At 40.7% G+C, this 16,892-nt stretch carries 16 protein-coding genes; 15 read left to right on the top strand and 1 reads right to left on the bottom strand.

Annotated features, from left to right (window positions below; genetic code table 11):
* The 11 genes from J7I93_RS07765 to J7I93_RS07715 all read left to right on the top strand — a co-directional run.
* Positions 1-1,088 (top strand): phosphotransferase (locus J7I93_RS07765; protein WP_251025768.1); only part of this gene is annotated, 1,088 nt, incomplete at its 5' end.
* Positions 1,089-1,208: 120 nt separating this feature from the next.
* Complete coding sequence (locus J7I93_RS07760; RefSeq protein WP_214724945.1) at positions 1,209-1,973, top strand: YhcN/YlaJ family sporulation lipoprotein; 765 nt, start codon at positions 1,209-1,211, stop codon at positions 1,971-1,973.
* 498 nt (positions 1,974-2,471) lie between these two features.
* Entirely contained in the window at positions 2,472-3,494 is a 1,023-nt protein-coding gene (locus J7I93_RS07755) for a TAXI family TRAP transporter solute-binding subunit (RefSeq protein WP_214724943.1), read from the top strand.
* Positions 3,495-3,613: 119 nt separating this feature from the next.
* Positions 3,614-5,593, top strand: a complete 1,980-nt coding sequence (locus tag J7I93_RS07750) for a TRAP transporter permease (RefSeq protein ID WP_214724941.1) — start codon at positions 3,614-3,616, stop codon at positions 5,591-5,593.
* Positions 5,594-5,606: 13 nt separating this feature from the next.
* A complete protein-coding gene (locus tag J7I93_RS07745; RefSeq protein WP_214724939.1) occupies positions 5,607-6,338 on the top strand; it encodes a FadR/GntR family transcriptional regulator in 732 nt (243 codons plus the stop codon).
* A 76-nt stretch (positions 6,339-6,414) separates the two neighbouring features.
* Positions 6,415-7,113 (top strand): FadR/GntR family transcriptional regulator, encoded by a 699-nt coding sequence (locus J7I93_RS07740; protein WP_214724937.1) that lies wholly within the window; start codon positions 6,415-6,417, stop codon positions 7,111-7,113.
* 26 nt (positions 7,114-7,139) lie between these two features.
* Complete coding sequence (locus J7I93_RS07735) at positions 7,140-8,555, top strand: FAD-binding oxidoreductase (protein ID WP_214724935.1); 1,416 nt, start codon at positions 7,140-7,142, stop codon at positions 8,553-8,555.
* On the top strand, positions 8,545-9,852 hold the full coding sequence (locus J7I93_RS07730; RefSeq protein WP_214724932.1) for a (Fe-S)-binding protein: 1,308 nt from the start codon (positions 8,545-8,547) through the stop codon (positions 9,850-9,852). Before J7I93_RS07735 ends, J7I93_RS07730 begins: the two co-directional genes overlap by 11 nt.
* A 17-nt stretch (positions 9,853-9,869) precedes the next feature.
* Positions 9,870-11,075, top strand: coding sequence for an L-2-hydroxyglutarate oxidase (gene lhgO / locus J7I93_RS07725; protein ID WP_214724930.1), 1,206 nt, complete (start codon positions 9,870-9,872; stop codon positions 11,073-11,075).
* Between the two features lie 72 nt (positions 11,076-11,147).
* Entirely contained in the window at positions 11,148-11,933 is a 786-nt protein-coding gene (locus J7I93_RS07720; RefSeq protein WP_214724928.1) for an SDR family oxidoreductase, read from the top strand.
* A 622-nt stretch (positions 11,934-12,555) separates the two neighbouring features.
* A complete protein-coding gene (locus tag J7I93_RS07715) occupies positions 12,556-13,113 on the top strand; it encodes an intercompartmental signaling factor BofC (RefSeq protein WP_214725113.1) in 558 nt (185 codons plus the stop codon).
* A 150-nt stretch (positions 13,114-13,263) separates the two neighbouring features.
* Here J7I93_RS07715 and J7I93_RS07710 read toward each other — a convergent pair whose 3' ends face one another.
* Positions 13,264-13,770, bottom strand: a complete 507-nt coding sequence (locus J7I93_RS07710) for an endonuclease (protein ID WP_214724926.1) — start codon at positions 13,768-13,770, stop codon at positions 13,264-13,266.
* A gap of 136 nt (positions 13,771-13,906) precedes the next feature.
* On the opposite strand from J7I93_RS07710, the gene ruvA reads away from it, so the two are divergent.
* The 4 genes from ruvA (at position 13,907) to queA (ending at position 16,871) form a co-directional block, all read left to right on the top strand.
* Entirely contained in the window at positions 13,907-14,518 is a 612-nt protein-coding gene (gene ruvA / locus J7I93_RS07705) for a Holliday junction branch migration protein RuvA (RefSeq protein WP_214724924.1), read from the top strand.
* An 89-nt stretch (positions 14,519-14,607) separates the two neighbouring features.
* Positions 14,608-15,609, top strand: coding sequence for a Holliday junction branch migration DNA helicase RuvB (ruvB, locus tag J7I93_RS07700; protein WP_214724922.1), 1,002 nt, complete (start codon positions 14,608-14,610; stop codon positions 15,607-15,609).
* The gene (locus J7I93_RS07695; protein ID WP_214724920.1) at positions 15,606-15,812 is read left to right on the top strand and encodes a DUF2905 domain-containing protein; all 207 of its coding nucleotides are present in this window, start codon (positions 15,606-15,608) and stop codon (positions 15,810-15,812) included. Before ruvB ends, J7I93_RS07695 begins: the two co-directional genes overlap by 4 nt.
* 30 nt (positions 15,813-15,842) lie before the next feature.
* Positions 15,843-16,871 carry a tRNA preQ1(34) S-adenosylmethionine ribosyltransferase-isomerase QueA gene (gene queA, locus J7I93_RS07690; protein ID WP_214724918.1) on the top strand — a complete coding sequence of 343 codons (1,029 nt, stop codon included), beginning with the start codon at positions 15,843-15,845 and terminating at the stop codon, positions 16,869-16,871.
* Positions 16,872-16,892 lie beyond the last annotated feature (21 nt).

Here is a 16,892-nt window from a genome sequence, read left to right as displayed (position 1 = left end):
AGCAGGCCCAGGATTTGGAGCGGGTCCAGGGTTCGGAGCAGGTCCGGGTTATGGCCCAATGGGTGGGCAGGCATTTGGAATGCCGAGAAATTTCGATGAAAGCAGTGAATACGACGGTTAAAAACGGGGGAGACGATTTATTAATAAATCGTCTCCTCTCCTATTTGCAAGAACAGTTTCCCTTTAAAATTAATGAAATTAAACCAATTAGAAAACAAGTTTACCTAATTAGAACAAAGGAACGAGTATTTATCTTAAAAGGATTTTCCTCTTATCACCGTTTAAAACTCCAGGAAGCCTTTACAGCATCCCTAATAAAAGAAGGTTTTGCAAGAACTTATGCATTTTATGAATTTGCAAAAGAGCCGCCTCTTTTTTTTGATCGAACGTATTACGGGTGTCTTGAATATATACAGCCATCGGAAGACTCTTTTTCTTATCATTTGAAAAGAGACCGATTAGAGGGGCTTGATTTGCTGCAAACTTTTCATGACACCTCCGAAAAGTTGGTTCCCCGTTATCAAACGGTTCTGCCAACATTCAGACAGGCGGATAAATGGAGGGAAAGGGCCTCGCTTTTTCTTAATAATCTTCCTGTTATAAGATATTTTGTCCAGAAGGAAATTATTAATGAATTATTATCGTGGGCAGATTGGTCGCTAAAAGGGATTGAAGAGGAAGCATGGCTGTTCAAGTCAGGAAAGCAAGTTATTCTCCATGGTGATGTTGCACACCACAATTTTCTCAGGGCTAAGAACAAAACCATATATTTGCTGGATTTTGATTTGATTGCAAAAGGCACTCCGCATTCTGATTACCTTCAGTATGCGAACCGGATTCTGCCCTTTATGAAGTGGTCTTTTGAGGATTTATTAAGGTTTCCAATCATAAAAAAATATATGGAAGAAACAGGATTTCTCTATGCTCTTGCCTTTCCCACTGATATTTTTAGGGAGTGGAATAGAGTCATACGAGATAGGTCCTACCTGGACCCCGTCAAAATATGCCCTGTTCTGGATTTGACCGTAGGACAATTTGCTGAAAGGCAGCGGTTTATTCGAGCCTTAAAAAAAGCGGCAGAGGATTAAGAAGCAATTTCTCTTTGTAAAATTGGACGTAAATGACAGGATGAAAGACTCCCTTCGCTCACAAGCTAAGAAGGAGCATATATGCTCAAAGCTTGTAATATTAGCGAGGGGGTTTTTCGCTTGCACAAGAAACTAATTGCAGTACCGCTGGCTGCTTTAATGTCAATGGGGTTAACTGGCTGCGGGACTAATGATGATACTGCTGTTCAGGATCGAAACAACGAGCAGGTACAGCCGATGGGCTATTATTCGAATGAAAACCATGGAGGCCGTGGAGGAAACGTCAGGGTTGAAGATGGAACGGATAATGATGGCCCACTGACTGAAATGATGGATCATACGTTTGGCGGGGAAGGAAGAAATAACGGAAACAACAGAAATAACAGAAACAACAATAGAAATGCTCTTCAAGTAAGGGATGGAAATAACAATACCGGTAATCCAACAGTACCCTTAGCAGAGAGGGACCAGAACTTCTTCCAAAAAGATAACCGTTTCAGCCATAGTGATGCGAATTACCACGGACATCTGGATGATAATACACGCCAAGCCAAGAGTTCTTACTATCAAGCATACGAAGGTGAACTTGCTGAAAAAATTGGCGATGTAACAGCATCTGTTCCGAATGTTGAGGATGTTCGCTCAGTTACCTATGGCAGCAATGTTTTGATTGCTGTTGACTTGACGGATTATAGCAAGGAAGAAGAAACAAAGGCAGCCATTCATGAAGCGGTACAGCCGTATCTTCGAGGAAGGTCGACTAAGGTTGTAACGGACGAAGGAACTTTCAGCCGCCTTAGAAACATTGATAACAACCTGCGCGACGGTGGGCCAAGAGAACAAATTGACTGGGACTTAAAGAGTCTGTTCCGTAGAGAAAGGTAAAGTAAGATATAGCAAAAGGAGCAAAGCTGTCAGTGCTTTGCTCCTTCTTTATTTAAAGCAGAAAGGATTTTTATTATTATAACGTACTGGTGATAATGGCAAACTGTTGGTTAAGGAAGTTGGGAGACTTCAGCCTGAGAAACGAGCAGGCGCGTCAGCTTCGAGGTCGTTGACCGCTATCGAAAGCGGGCTTCTGATTGGAAATCAATTGACACTCTAAACAGAGCCAATGATTAAAATATTTCTCTGAGAAGGTAACGAGGGAACATCATTATTTAAGGAAAACTTCATCAGTTAAGGTTTTTTATTTAGGCTCCTAAAACTAGTGATATCAATGAATGCGGTGTAAAGAACATCGCTTTTTTTATTTAATATATTTCTGGAATAAAATTCTAATATATAAAATAATCGAAAAATTGTTGAAAGTTTTTAAAAGCATGTTGTATACTTGTCTTACAAGTTTCATGAAGCGCTTACAAAGAAAGAGGGGGAAAGACAATGAAAAAACAACGTAACCTATTATTTTTATTATTAGCAATCGTAACTATTATAGCTTCTGCATGTGGATCAACAGAGGCTGGTTCAGGTAAAAAATCAAATCAGTTCTTAACAATTGCTACCGCATCAACTGGAGGAACTTATTATCCAATTGGAGTAGGAATGGGGAATCTTTGGTCTGATAAATTAAAAGATCAAGGCATCAAAGCCACTGGACAATCCTCTGCTGGATCTGTAGAAAATATTGACTTGCTTGCTAAAGGAGAAGCGCAATTAGCTATATTACAGGGGTTAATAGGAGCACAGGCCTATGAGGGAAGAGGTAATTTTGACGGTAAGCCTTATAAAGAATTGAGAACTATTTCCATGCTGTGGCCAAATGTTGAACATTTTGTTCTTATGGATAACCAGATCAAATCAGGAACGATTGCTGATATAGAAGGAAACAGCTTTTCAGTTGGACCTCAAGCAAGTGGAACTGAACAATCCACTCTCGTTATGATGGAAGCACTCGGTTTAACAAAAGAAAATATTAAACCAGAATATCTTGGTTATGATGATACAATTTCTGCTATGCGTGATGGACGTCTGGATGGAGGATCTCTTCCGGCAGGTGTTCCTGTAGCAGCAATTACAGATATGTATGCAAGTGGTGTTAAAGCATCAGTTTTAGATGTAACTGATGAACAGCTGGATGCCATCAATAGCATTTATAATACTTGGTATCGCTTTGAAATTCCTGCGGGCACATATCCAAAAGTGGATAAAGTAATTAATACAATCGCCCAGCCTAACTTCCTTGCTGTTTCGAATGAATTAGACGAGGAAACGGTTTATACATTAACAAAAACACTATATGAAAACCTTGACGAAATGTATAAAGTGCATAACTCTGCAAAAAACATGAAACTTGATAACGCCTTAGATGGACTCCCGGCCCCGCTTCATATCGGAGCTTATAAATACTTCAAGGAAGAAGGATTAGAGATTCCTGAAAATCTTGTTCCTCCTGAAGCAAAGTAAATATCAGATTTTTAATTGAGTGTAATTGTTAAAGGAGATGGATTAACCCCATCTCCTATTTTACAAGACTCGCAGCACAACTGAGGAAATCTATTATTTGTTGAAAAGGAGGGGGAGTAATGAACCCTTTTAAAAAGAAGAATCAAAATACTAATACTGCTGTCCCAGCTGATAAGGAGGCGGGAGCTGGTGTAAGGAAATTGACCGGTATAGGAGCAAAAATAGCAATTTATACTGGCATTATCATGTCCGTATACTCTATTTATGTTAATGGCTTCACGAATACTCAGGAAATTTACCGTAATATCATCTTTCTGTCGTTCCTGCTTATTTTGTCATTTCTGCTTTATCCAGCCACAAAACGATCGCCTGTAAGAAAAGCAACAATATTCGATTCTATTTTGATTCTGCTAGGACTTGCCGGAACTGTATATATCTTGCTGAATTACACAACCATACATGTTGAACGGGGCTCACAAGCTATAACTTCCGATTACGTTTTTGCAATCATTGCTATTGTAGTGCTGCTGGAAGCTGCACGCAGAACAATTGGAATATTCATCCCCTTACTGGCTGCTGTTGCAGTTGTGTATGCGCTTTTCGGGCCATATTTTCCAGGGATGTTTGCACATGCGGGCTTTTCCATGGAACGCCTGTTGTACCGAATGTATATGACAACTGAAGGAATCTTCGGTATGACTCTTTCCATTGCCTCAACGTATATTGTCTTATTTATTCTTTTTGGAGCATTTTTATCAGTAAGCGGCGCTTCACAATTATTTAATGACCTTGCTCTTGCGATTGCCGGAAAGCGGCGCGGAGGCCCTGCCCAGGTTGCTGTTATTTCCAGTGCATTAACAGGTTCATTAAATGGGAGTGCAGTTGCAAATGTTGCTACAACAGGAAGTTTTACAATTCCATTGATGAAAGGCATCGGTTTGAAGCCGAGGTTTGCAGCCGCAGTAGAAGCTGCAGCATCAACTGGTGGGATGGTAATGCCGCCAATTATGGGGGCAGCGGCATTCATTATGGCCGGTTTCCTGGGGGTTTCTTATACTGTAATCATTTTAGCAGCAATTATACCAAGTATTTTGTATTACGCTGCTTTGGTTATCGCAATAGATTTAGAAGCAAAAAAACAAGGATTAAAAGGAATGAGCAAAGAATCGATTCCTTTGGTTAAAGAAGTTTTAAAGGAACGAGGAGCATTATTGCTTCCAATTATCATTGTTATTGGCACATTACTTGTTGGCAAAACTCCGCTTTTTGCTGGTTTCGCAGGAATAGTATCAGCAATGGTTGCAAGCTGGCTTACAAGGGACCGCACGAACCGAATTAATATTAAAAAAATATTGCAGGCCTTAGAAGAAGGCGGTAAAGGCAGTATTCAAGTTGGGATAGCATGTTCATCGATTGGGATCATTATTGCCGTTGTCACAATGACTGGCCTTGGTTCAACCATTGCCTACAATATTATTGCGCTATCTGGCGGGGTTCTTTGGATCATCTTACTTCTCGTGATGGTGACATGTATAGTATTGAGTATGGGACTTCCGTCAACGGCCCTTTATATTGTTGTTGCCGTTACAGCAGCTCCTGCTCTTGTAGAAGCTGGAGTTCATCCAGTGGCTGCCCACTTCTTTGTATTTTGGTTTGGGGCGTTATCTAATGTAACACCTCCTGTAGCCCTAGCTTCATACACTGCGGCTGGAATTGCAGGAGCGGATGCAATGAAAACATCGTGGAGTGCGGTAAAGCTAACTTTACCGGGATTCATTATTCCATTTATGATCGCATATAACCCAATCTTCGTTATGCAGACGGCATCTGGGGAGGCTGTTTCAATTACAGGCGTTATTCTGGCATTTACAACCGGCCTTCTTGGCATTTTTGCATTAGCCATTGCGATTAATAACTTCTATTCTATTAAATTAAATATGATTGAGAGAATCGTTTTCATTGCTGGCTCAATTACACTCATTAAACCAGGCTTATTAACTGATGTAATAGGAATATCCTTAGTTGCGATCGCTTTATTAGTTCATATTGTTCGGGCTAAAAAAAGTAATCCTCCAATAAATGCAACAATAAAGGCTTAAGGAGATCGATAAGATGGTGATACCTATTGAAAGGAAAAAGGTTTCTGGGCAAGTACTCGAGCAAATTAAACAGATGATTAAAGATGAAAAATTTCCGCCAAACACAAAGCTTCCCTCTGAGAATGAACTTGCAAAATTATTTGGTGTCAGCAGAGCACCTATAAGAGAGGCATTAAGTGTATTAGCGGCAAGTGGTGTTGTAGAATCCCGCCAAGGCGGGGGAAGCTGGGTCAGAGAGATCCAACTTGCAAACATGCTTGAGTCAGTTACGTTCGATATGGTTCATACAGATCAAGTTTTCGAGCTTTTAGAAATGCGGTCCATTCTTGAAACGGAGGCAGCTTATTTAGCTGCCTCCAGACATCAAGGGGAAGATTTATTAAGCATAGAAGCGGCTTTGCGCAAGTTTAAGGAAACTGTTGAGAATGACAGCAAAATCGGCCATGAAGCAGATTATCAGTTTCATCGTGAAATTGTAAAGGCATCTAAGAATCAATTTCTTTTGCAAAGTATCGAAAATTTGTCCGAATTATACCAAAAGGCACTGGTATTTTCCTTGAAAAAGAACCTCGGCCTTCAGCGGAAACGTGAACAGGTTTATAAGGAACACTTAAATATTTTTGAGGCAATCAAAAACCGCCAGCCAAAGGAAGCTGCCCATTTTATGAAGGTACACCTTACCAATGCCAGGATAAAACTCGGGGATGAAAGAGTGAAAAACTTATCCAATAATAGCAGCATATAAGCTGCTGCTATTATTGGATAAGTATATTTTTATCATTACTGGACCAGCCAGCAGTCCTCTACCGGGAGGTTACAAAATGAATTTAAAACCTATTAAGAAAAGAAAAAGACTCTATCAAGAGGTTATTGAAAGGATTCAATCTTTAATTGAGGAAGGAGAAATTGAACCAGGCAGCCAATTGCCATCAGAAAGAAAATTAGCCGAATGGCTGTCTGTTTCAAGGACAACGATTAAGGAAGCATTCTCGGTGTTAGAAGCAAAGGGGATTGTGACCATTCATCAAGGAGTTGGGGTTTTTCTTATCTCACAATCAAAGGAGTGGATCATTTCACAGATTCAATTGGTTATACAAGAACAAAAACCTCTTCTTAATGATTTAATTGAGCTGCGACAGGCGATTGAAGGAGATGCAGCATATTATGCTGCCAAAAGAATCAATCCTGAACAAAGAGAACTATTATCGAGGGCGTATAATGATCTGATAAGTGCGCTGCAATTTAATAAAAACGCGGTTGAAGAAGATTATGAATTCCATTTGGCCATTTCAAAGGCCTCCAATAACAGTATGTTGTTAGAAGTAATGAATGTTGTTTCTCAATCAATAAAATCGTCACTCCTTATCCATAGAGAAGAAACCATTAAATCTGCACAAATGAACGAGGAAGTTATCAAGGAACATAGGGAGATATATGAGGCAATCATGGAAGGCAGAGCTGAAGATGCTAAGAGAGCGATGTGGAATCACTTGAAGGCTATCTCAGTCCGCCATAAATAATGCTTTTTCAGAAATGAGGGTATCAAATGATTACTGATCTGGCTTTGAACAGAATTGAGGGAATTATAACGGATAAAAGGAGAATATTAACCGATATTACTGACCGGCATGGTTATTCTTATGATGCATCTTTTGGGGTATATGTTCCCGAACTGGTCCTGCAGCCTGTTTCCACTTTAGAGGTGGCTGAAATAGTTAAGCTAGCCAATGAATATAAAATTCCTATTTATCCCCGCGGCAGAGGAACAAGCTTAAGTGGGGGTCCTTTAGCAGTGGAAGGCGGGATTGTATTAGATTTTTCAAAATGGACCCAGACCTTAGAAGTAGATCCTGATGATTTAATTGCCATAGTATCGCCAGGGGTTATTACATCGGATATTAACAAGGCTGCAGAACAATATGGATTAATGTATCCGCCAGATCCAAGCAGTTCTCACGTTTCTACAATAGGCGGAAATTTGGCTGAAAATTCTGGAGGACCGCGAGGGCTTAAGTATGGCGTCACAAAAGATTATGTGATTGGACTGGAAGTGGTTACACCTGAGGGTGAAATAATCAGAACCGGAGGGAGAACAGTAAAGAATGTTACAGGTTTTGATTTAACAAAACTTATTGTTGGGTCTGAAGGAACACTTGGCATCATCACCGAAGCAACATTAAGGCTTATACCCAAACCGCTTGCAACTAGAACTTTAATGGCTGTCTTTGATGATATTGTAGATTCTGGCCGGGCCATTTCAAAAATATTGAGATCAGGTATTTTACCTTCGAAAATGGAACTAATGGATCAGCAATCTATTATTGCTGTGGAGGAGTATGAACCTCTAGGCCTTCCAATTGATGTTGAAGCAATGCTCTTAATAGAAGTAGATGGACATCCAGATGCTTTAGCTGCTGAATTGAATAAGGTAGAAGAGAAATGTATGGAATCAGGGGCAAGGAACATATATGCCGCCGCAACGAAAGAAGAAGAAGCAGAGCTATGGAAGGCTCGAAAACTTGTATCTCCCGCAATTGTTCGGATTAAGCCAACCAAAATTTCTGAGGATGCAACAGTTCCAAGAAGCAAAATTCCTGAGATGTTTAAGAGGTTAAAAGCAATAAAAGAAAAATACAATATTCATCTCGTTGTATTTGGACATGCTGGAGATGGAAATCTACATCCTAATATCATTGCGGACCAGCGGGATAAAGAAGAAATGCAACGGGTTGAAAAAGCAGTAGAAGAGATATTTACTGCTGCAATTGAGCTAGGCGGCACTTTATCAGGTGAGCACGGCATAGGGGTAATGAAGGCTCCATTCATGGAAATGGAATTGGGTTCAACCGGCCTGGACATGATGAAAAGGATCAAGACCGCATGGGACCCCAATAACATTTTAAACCCTGGCAAAATATTTCCTAAGCAGGGACAAAGGCTGGTGCTCCATCATGACAGTTAATGCTGGATTAAAAGATCTATTGGCATATGAAGAAACATTCGACTGTGTTCAATGCGGATATTGCCTGCCATCCTGTCCAACCTACATGACTATGGAAAAAGAAAGCCACTCTCCAAGAGGAAGGGTTCATCTTGTTAAGATGGCAGCAGAAGGCAAGATTTCAATTGAAGAAATGGAACGCTCTTTGGATCTTTGTCTCGGATGCCGTGCATGTGAAACAGCCTGCCCGACAAACGTCCAATATGGGAAAATTTTCGAATCAGCGAAAGTGGCTATTACTGAAAACTCCAGGGACTCCATGACGATTAAAGAAAAGGCGATCCGAAACATGGTATTCAAACGCGGTATTAGCAATAAAAAGGCTATGAATGTAATTGGAAGTGGAATGCAGTGGTATCAAAAGGCAAAGATTGATCAGGTTTTCCGTAAAAGCGGCCTATCCAAACTCTTGCCTAAATCAATGAGAGAAATGGAGCTTATCATACCTAAAGTTGAAAAGTCCAAAGAGATGGGCAGAAAATATACGCTACTTAAACCAGATGGGTCCCCTGTTATGAGGGTTGCATTCTTTACAGGCTGTATAATGGATGCTTTCTTTGGAAGAATTAATGATTTAAGCATGCTTCTTTTACAGAAGGCAGGTTGTGAGGTTATCCTCATTGAAGAGCAGGGATGCTGCGGTGCTCTGCATCAGCATAGCGGAGAAACAGATCAAACCAGAGAATTAGCTAAAGCAAACATTGACGCTTTTGAAAAGTATAATGCTGATTTTGTTGTAAACAGTATCGGCGGGTGTGGTGCTATGATGGTCGAATATCATCATTTGTTTCAGCAGAATGATGAATGGTATCCAAGAGCAAAGAAATTTGCTGAAAAAGCTAAGGATGTGAGCTGGATATTGGACCAGTTAAATTTGCCCTTCATAAAAAATATTCCCAGGTCAGCAGTTTATCAGCCATCCTGCCACCTTAGAAACGTCCAAAAAGTTCAAAACCAACCGGTTAACCTGTTAAAAAAAATTCCTGGATTATCATATCTAAAGATGCCTGAGGAAGATATGTGCTGTGGATCAGCGGGGATATATAACATTATTCATTATGAAGAAGCCAGTAATATTCTCGAGAGGAAAATGGGGAATATTACACCTCTGCATCCGGACTTGGTAGTAACCAGTAATCCTGGATGTCATCTTCAGCTTTTGCTTGGTGTTAAAAAGGAAGGGCTGGAAGAGAAGGTAAAAGTAATTCATATCATAGAATTACTTGCAGAAGCATGCGGGCTGACTCAGAGTAAATGAAGAAGGAGATCTGTAAAATGTATGATTATATAATTATTGGTGGAGGAATTGTTGGTTTATCAACAGGTATGGCTTTACAGGAACGATTTCCCTCTGCGAAAATTGCCATTCTGGAAAAAGAAGCAAAGCTTGCTTCTCATCAAACAGGAAACAACAGCGGAGTAATTCATTCAGGAATTTACTATAAACCAGGAAGTCTTAAAGCAAAATTGGCTAAAAGCGGAAATGAAACAATGCGACGGTTTTGCGAGTCAAAGGAAATTCAGCATGACATTTGCGGAAAAGTGATAGTGGCTGCTGATAAACAAGAGTTGCCACATCTTGAAAACCTTTATAAGAGAGGCCTTGATAATGGCCTAGATATAAGGAAATTCAGCCAGGAAGAATTGAGAGAGCGGGAGCCACATGTTAATGGTATAGAGGCAATATATGTTCCGCAAGCAGGGATTGTAAATTATAAAGAAGTATGCGAAAAAATTGGGGAATCCATCCAGGAAAAAGATGGAGAAATATTTCTTAATCAAAGAGTCAGGTCGATATCCGAGCTTGCAGATGAAGTCATTATTGAGACAGATCAATCGAGCTTCAGGGGAAAATATTTGATCAATTGTGCAGGTCTTCATAGTGACAGAATCGCAAAAATGGCGGGTTATATTATTGATATGCAAATTGTCCCATTTCGAGGAGAGTACTTCCAAATAAAACCAGAAAGACTTGGGCTAGTAAAAAATTTAATTTATCCTGTCCCTAATCCCGACTTCCCTTTTTTAGGTGTTCATTTTACTAGAATGATAGACGGAAAGGTGGATGTTGGACCCAATGCAGTCCTTAGTTTTAAAAGAGAGGGCTATAAAAAAACGGACTTCCACCTAACAGATACAGCAGAGATTCTAAAATTTCAAGGTTTTTGGAAGCTTGCCGGAAAGTACATGAAAGAGGGGATGGATGAAATGATTCGCTCCTTCAGCAAAAAGAAATTTGTTGAGAACGCACAGCGTCTTCTTCCGGAATTAAGAGAAGATGATCTAATTCCAGGTCCTGCAGGTGTAAGGGCTCAGGCACTTACAAAAGATGGATCGCTTGTAGATGACTTTCAGATCATTAATGGGAAGAATTCTACCCATGTCTGTAATGCGCCTTCACCAGCAGCTACTGCTTCCTTAGAAATTGGAAAGATAATTGCCAAAGGGATCCCTGATAAGACGGTATTGATGAAGGCCTAAACTTTAGTAAAGCACAGCCGGAAAAGATGATGAAGGGCTGAACAAAAAAATAATCTAGGGGGAGAATTTGGAATGGATTTAAAATTGGAAGGTAAAACAGCCTTAGTAGTAGCATCAAGCCAGGGGCTTGGAAAAGCTATTGCAGTACAACTTATTAATGAAGGTGTTAATGTAATGTTGACAAGCCGCAACGAGGAAAAACTTCAGGAAGTGAGAAATGAACTGCAAAAATGCGGTAAAGGTAAAGTCGCCTATTATAAAGCTGATATTACTAATGCTGAGGAAATCAAGGTGCTGGTCCAGAAAACAAGAGAAGAATTCGGAAAAATTGATATTTTAATTAATAATGCCGGAGGCCCTCCGGGTGGAACTTTTGAGACATTTGATGATGATACTTGGCAGAAAGCCTTTGAATTAAATTTGTTAAGCTATACTCGCATTATCAGAGAAGTACTCCCTGACTTGAAAAAAGAAGGCGGACGTATTATCAATATTGCATCTTCATCTATTAAACAGCCAATCCAAGGTCTAATTTTATCCAACACCTTTCGTTTGGGAATAGTAGGTTTGGCAAAGAGCCTTGCTGAGGAACTTGCTCCCTACAACATTCTTGTTAACACAGTTGCTCCTGGAAGAGTAGCTACAGACAGGGTCGCATTCCTGGATCAATTGAAAGCTGATAAACAGGGGGTATCACGCGAAGAAATCGAGGAAGCTTCAAAAAAGCAAATCCCGCTTGGAAGATATGGTGATCCGGAAGAATTTGCAAAAGTTGTAACATTTTTAGTTTCAGATGCAAGCTCCTATGTTACTGGAAGTTCATTTTTAGTTGATGGAGGTATGGTGAAGTCAATTTAATCATTGACCAGTTACTTTTAATAAAAATCGGAGTCTATCTATAGTAGAAAAAGATATAAATATTTGTCATAAGCATCCGATCAGGGTGCTTTTTTTAAATTGGCTCTGTTAAATTTGGCTGTTGATTTCCTTTGCAGGCACTCGCTTTCCGCGGGGCTACCGGGAGCCTCCTCGACGCTCTGCGTCTGTGGGGTCTCCCTTGGTGAGCTGCTCCCGCAGGAGTCTCGTGCCTTCCACTCCAATCAACAGGGCTTCTAAAAACAACAATGAACTTTAACAGAGCCTTAAATTTTGTAAATAAAACCATGGATAAATAAGTTGGTTGTTTGGATCTTAATGTGCGAGATCCTCGGAAATGCCTTCGTATTTCCTTCGTGCGGTGGTGATTCGAGGATGCTTATTCAAAGTCCAGCGGGCGGAGTGGGACATAGGTGCCTTGCACCGAGGATACTCACCTCCCGGCGGTTCGCTGAGCATCAGGTGCGAAAATCAACAGGCAAGTTTAACAGAGCCAATTCAAAAAGGATAAACAAGAAAATATTGGTCACACTATTAATAAAGAACAGAGATAATCGTAACGGATGCATAGCGGAAGTTACATTTTTAATCGAGGTGATCGATGATGAGAACCAAATGTGGCTTATTCATTGCAGTATTTACCGCTGCTTTTATTATATTATTTATTGCAGGTGGAAGCAGCATTGGATACGAAAAAGGTGAACCTGTATACGCCATGGATAAAGAGAGCAAGGATACTCCCATCGAAGGGCCGCTTCAAATAAAGGTCATTTTGGAACGAGTGTACTTGGACGGAGAAGTAAGCCAGGAAGCAATCGAGGAAACCATTTGGGCGATGGAGGATTTTTGGACTAAATATGATCAATGGCAGCTTGTTGATATGGACATAGACTATATGGTGTTTCGCCGGCAAATGGATGATATTTCACCTTTATTAAAGGCGAATGGTTATTTCGGGCTGACAGAAGACGGGACTTTAACCATATTTAATGGCAGGCCGCATAAAACGAATATTATCCAGTCTTTTTTTCAAATTGATTTAGGAAAACTGGAAAGTACAAAATGTGAGGAATTAAAGAAGGGCATTCCCATTATGACAAAAGATCGTTATGTAGAGGTCCTTGAGACATTTAAGGATTATTCTGCAGGAGAGGCGAAATAATAAAAGTAAAGACCGGCATTTGCCGGTCTTTACTTTTGCTAGGGCTCTGTTAAAACTGCCTGTTAACTACTAGTTTAGATAGGAAAACAGCTCTTGCTAAAAATAAAAATGCCCGTTTTTCCTGAAGAGGTAACGGGCAATAATAACATATTATTTTTCAATACTTGTAACCATATATCTGCTTTCCTGCAATTCTAATTGATACGTAATGTTTTCGGTCTTTACACTTGCTTTGTTTTTATCCCCTTCGATTTCTGCATCTTCCTTTTCTGTGTCAAGCACGGAAGGAGAGAAGTACGGTTCTTCATTCACTATCATTTGCCCATCCTCCGTGTTATTTTCTGTTGCGTAATGTGTGTAAATATCCTTGGCCAAGTCTGGACTATAGTATTTGGAAAGGAAGGAAACAGCGGATTCTTCATCTGAAAAACTTGCGTTAATCACAGGTGTTTTTTCATCAGCAGCCACTTCTTTATGGAACACTTCGTTTACTTTTAATTCAGCTACGCGGACAGAATTATAGAATTTTGATTTTTCCTCATCTGTAAGTCCGGTTTCTTCAGTCTTCGTCTCTGTTGATTCTTTTTCTCCTGATGTACAGCCTGCTGCAGCAAATAGTAGTGGGAAAATGACAAAAAGTGCGAATAATCTTTTCATTATATGACCTCCAGTCAAATTGTTTGAAATCTCTATGATTATATTCGGATTTTATTAAATATCGCAACTTTTTTCTTCGTGCCCAAATTATTGTATGATACAATGAGGTACAGCTAAATCAGGGGAGCGAAAGGTATTGATTGAATTTGTTAAAGGCAAAGTGGAATACATTGGACCGGAATTTGTTGTAGTTGAAAATAATGGGATCGGCTATCAAGTCTTAACACCCAATCCATTCAGCTATACTCAAGAGTTTGGACAGGAAGTCCGAATTTATACGTATCATTATGTTAGAGAAGATGTGGTGGCTTTGTATGGCTTCCATTCAAGGGAAGAAAAAACGCTGTTTACAAAGCTATTGAATGTTACAGGAATTGGGCCGAAGGGTGCCCTTGCAATTCTTGCTTCAGGTGAGCCTGAACAGGTAGTTCAGGCAATTGAAAATGAAGACGAAGCATTTCTTGTTAAATTCCCTGGAGTTGGGAAGAAAACGGCAAGGCAAATGATCCTCGATCTAAAAGGAAAGCTTCCTGATATTGTACCCGACTTTTTCCCGAACTTATTTTCGGCAGATAAAATCCAGCCTGAACAAAGCGGTGCTGCAGCAGATCTTGAAGAAGCCTTGCTGGCACTAAAAGCACTGGGGTATTCAGAAAAGGAATTGAAAAAAATAACACCTGATCTGAAAAAGGAAAAGCTTACAACCGATCTGTACATAAAGAAGGCTCTTCAGAAGCTTTTAAAATAATCTTTTTTATTGGTTAAGATCTATTCATATAAAAATAACAGAACCGGCCCGTTTGCCTTATGCTGATACATGAAGAAGGTGAGATAAGTATGGAAGAGCGGATCATATCCGGCGAGGCGGATATTCAGGATATTTCGTTTGAACAGAGTCTGCGCCCGCAAACACTTAAACAGTATATCGGACAGGATAAAGTAAAGGAAAACCTCGAGATTTTTATTAAGGCTGCCAGGATTCGCGAGGAAACTTTAGATCATGTTCTTCTCTATGGACCCCCAGGATTAGGAAAAACCACACTTGCAGCCATTATCGCAAATGAAATGGGCGTAAATATCAGGACTACTGCCGGCCCTGCCATTGAAAGGCCGGGAGATTTGGCGGCAATCCTGACTGCATTGGAACCAGGTGACGTGCTGTTTATTGATGAAATTCATCGTCTGCCCCGTTCTATTGAAGAAGTTCTTTATCCGGCCATGGAGGACTTTTGCCTGGATATTGTTATTGGAAAAGGGCCTAGCGCAAGGTCTGTAAGGCTTGAGTTGCCTCCATTCACGCTAGTTGGCGCTACGACAAGGGCGGGGTCATTATCTGCTCCGTTAAGAGACCGTTTTGGAGTTCTCAGCAGGCTTGAATACTATACAGAAGAGCAGCTGACAGATATTGTGGTGCGTACGGCTGAAGTTTTGGAGACAAGCATAGATGGGAAAGCAGCCACTGAGGTGGCGAGACGATCAAGAGGCACGCCGAGAATTGCAAACAGGCTTCTTCGCAGAGTAAGGGATTTTGCTCAAGTAAAGGCAGATGGCGCAGTGGATGAGCATCTTGCCAAAGAAGCCTTAGAGCTTCTGCAGGTTGACCGTTTAGGGCTCGACCATATTGACCATAAATTATTAAGAGGGATTATTGAAAAATTCCGCGGAGGCCCTGTTGGCCTCGAAACAATTGCAGCCACGATTGGGGAAGAAGCACATACTATTGAAGATGTATACGAACCATATTTATTGCAGATTGGTTTTCTTCAGCGGACACCGAGGGGAAGAGTCGTAACAGATCTGGTGTACCATCATTTTCAAATGGAGGTGCCTGCCGATTGAGTGGCATATCGAAATGGCTGATGGTTATTGGAGCTATTATTTTTGCAATTGGATTTTTAAGCCAGTTCTTTAATATTGGCAAGCTGCCGGGGGATATTGTAATAAAGAAAGGAAATACGACTTTTTATTTTCCGATCGTTACATCCATATTGCTGAGTGTTATTTTATCAGCCATCTTTTATTTTCTTGGCAGGTTCCGGTAGTTTAAAGTATGAAACAGATAGGGTGACAACATGAAGGTAGATTTATTTGATTTTCATTTGCCGGAGGAGTTAATCGCACAGACGCCATTGTCCGATCGGACAAGCAGCAGGCTAATGGTTCTTGATAAAAAGACCGGTGATATACAGCATGGTGTCTTTAAAGATTTAAAAAAACATTTAAAGGCAGGAGATTGCCTCGTATTAAACGACACAAGGGTGCTTCCTGCAAGGCTGTTTGGCGAAAAAGCAGGAACAGGCGCAAAGATAGAGGTTCTCCTCCTCAAGCAGCTTGAAGGCGATGCCTGGGAAACTCTGATCAAGCCAGCCAAAAGGGTCAAAGAAGGAACGGAAATCACTTTTGGCAATGGCAGTTTGACTGCTGTTTGCACGGGAACTTCCGACCATGGCGGCAGGATTTTGGAGTTTAAATATGAAGGGATTTTCTATGAAGTGCTTGAGCAATTAGGGGAAATGCCTTTACCTCCGTATATTAAGGAACAGCTAGATGATCGGGAGCGTTACCAGACAGTTTTTGCCCGCGAACGCGGTTCTGCGGCAGCACCGACAGCAGGCCTTCATTTTACTGAACAGCTGCTTGATGAAATTAAAGAAATGGGTGTGCATGTTGCTTTCATTACTTTACACGTTGGCCTTGGTACCTTTAGGCCAGTAAGCGTAGAAGACTTAAATGAGCATGAAATGCATGCAGAGTTTTATCAGGTCACTGAAGGTACAGCTAGATTGTTAAATGAGGTGCGCCAGCAGGGAGGAAGAATTATCAGTGTTGGCACAACCTCTACGAGGACATTGGAGACTATCGCCTCTGCACATAATGGACGATTTGAGGAAGCCAGCGGCTGGACCGATATTTTCATTTACCCCGGCTATGAATTTAAAGCGATTGACGGCATGATTACAAATTTCCATTTGCCAAAATCGACGCTTATCATGCTGGTAAGCGCACTTGCTGGCAGGGAAAATGTATTGAATGCCTATAATAAGGCTGTAGAGGAGCGCTACCGTTTTTTCAGTTTTGGAGATGCGATGCTGATTTTGTAACTAAGGCGCTTATCTCATGGA

This window comes from Bacillus sp. ISL-47 (genome assembly GCF_018613175.1).
Taxonomy (GTDB): domain Bacteria; phylum Bacillota; class Bacilli; order Bacillales; family Cytobacillaceae; genus Cytobacillus.
Note: the sequence above shows the minus strand (reverse complement) of the source record. Positions and strands in the feature narration are given on the sequence as shown.

Bases quoted from the DNA above. Each gene is read 5' to 3' on its own strand.
- J7I93_RS07740 (WP_214724937.1), top strand. From the start codon at position 6,415: ATGAATTTAAAACCTATTAAGAAAAGAAAAAGACTCTATCAAGAGGTT.
- J7I93_RS07750 (WP_214724941.1), top strand. From the start codon at position 3,614: ATGAACCCTTTTAAAAAGAAGAATCAAAATACTAATACTGCTGTCCCA.
- J7I93_RS07715 (WP_214725113.1), top strand. From the start codon at position 12,556: ATGAGAACCAAATGTGGCTTATTCATTGCAGTATTTACCGCTGCTTTT.
- J7I93_RS07745 (WP_214724939.1), top strand. From the start codon at position 5,607: ATGGTGATACCTATTGAAAGGAAAAAGGTTTCTGGGCAAGTACTCGAG.
- J7I93_RS07710 (WP_214724926.1), bottom strand. From the start codon at position 13,770: ATGAAAAGATTATTCGCACTTTTTGTCATTTTCCCACTACTATTTGCT.
- J7I93_RS07755 (WP_214724943.1), top strand. From the start codon at position 2,472: ATGAAAAAACAACGTAACCTATTATTTTTATTATTAGCAATCGTAACT.
- J7I93_RS07720 (WP_214724928.1), top strand. From the start codon at position 11,148: ATGGATTTAAAATTGGAAGGTAAAACAGCCTTAGTAGTAGCATCAAGC.
- lhgO (WP_214724930.1), top strand. From the start codon at position 9,870: ATGTATGATTATATAATTATTGGTGGAGGAATTGTTGGTTTATCAACA.
- ruvB (WP_214724922.1), top strand. From the start codon at position 14,608: ATGGAAGAGCGGATCATATCCGGCGAGGCGGATATTCAGGATATTTCG.
- J7I93_RS07730 (WP_214724932.1), top strand. From the start codon at position 8,545: ATGACAGTTAATGCTGGATTAAAAGATCTATTGGCATATGAAGAAACA.
- J7I93_RS07735 (WP_214724935.1), top strand. From the start codon at position 7,140: ATGATTACTGATCTGGCTTTGAACAGAATTGAGGGAATTATAACGGAT.
- queA (WP_214724918.1), top strand. From the start codon at position 15,843: ATGAAGGTAGATTTATTTGATTTTCATTTGCCGGAGGAGTTAATCGCA.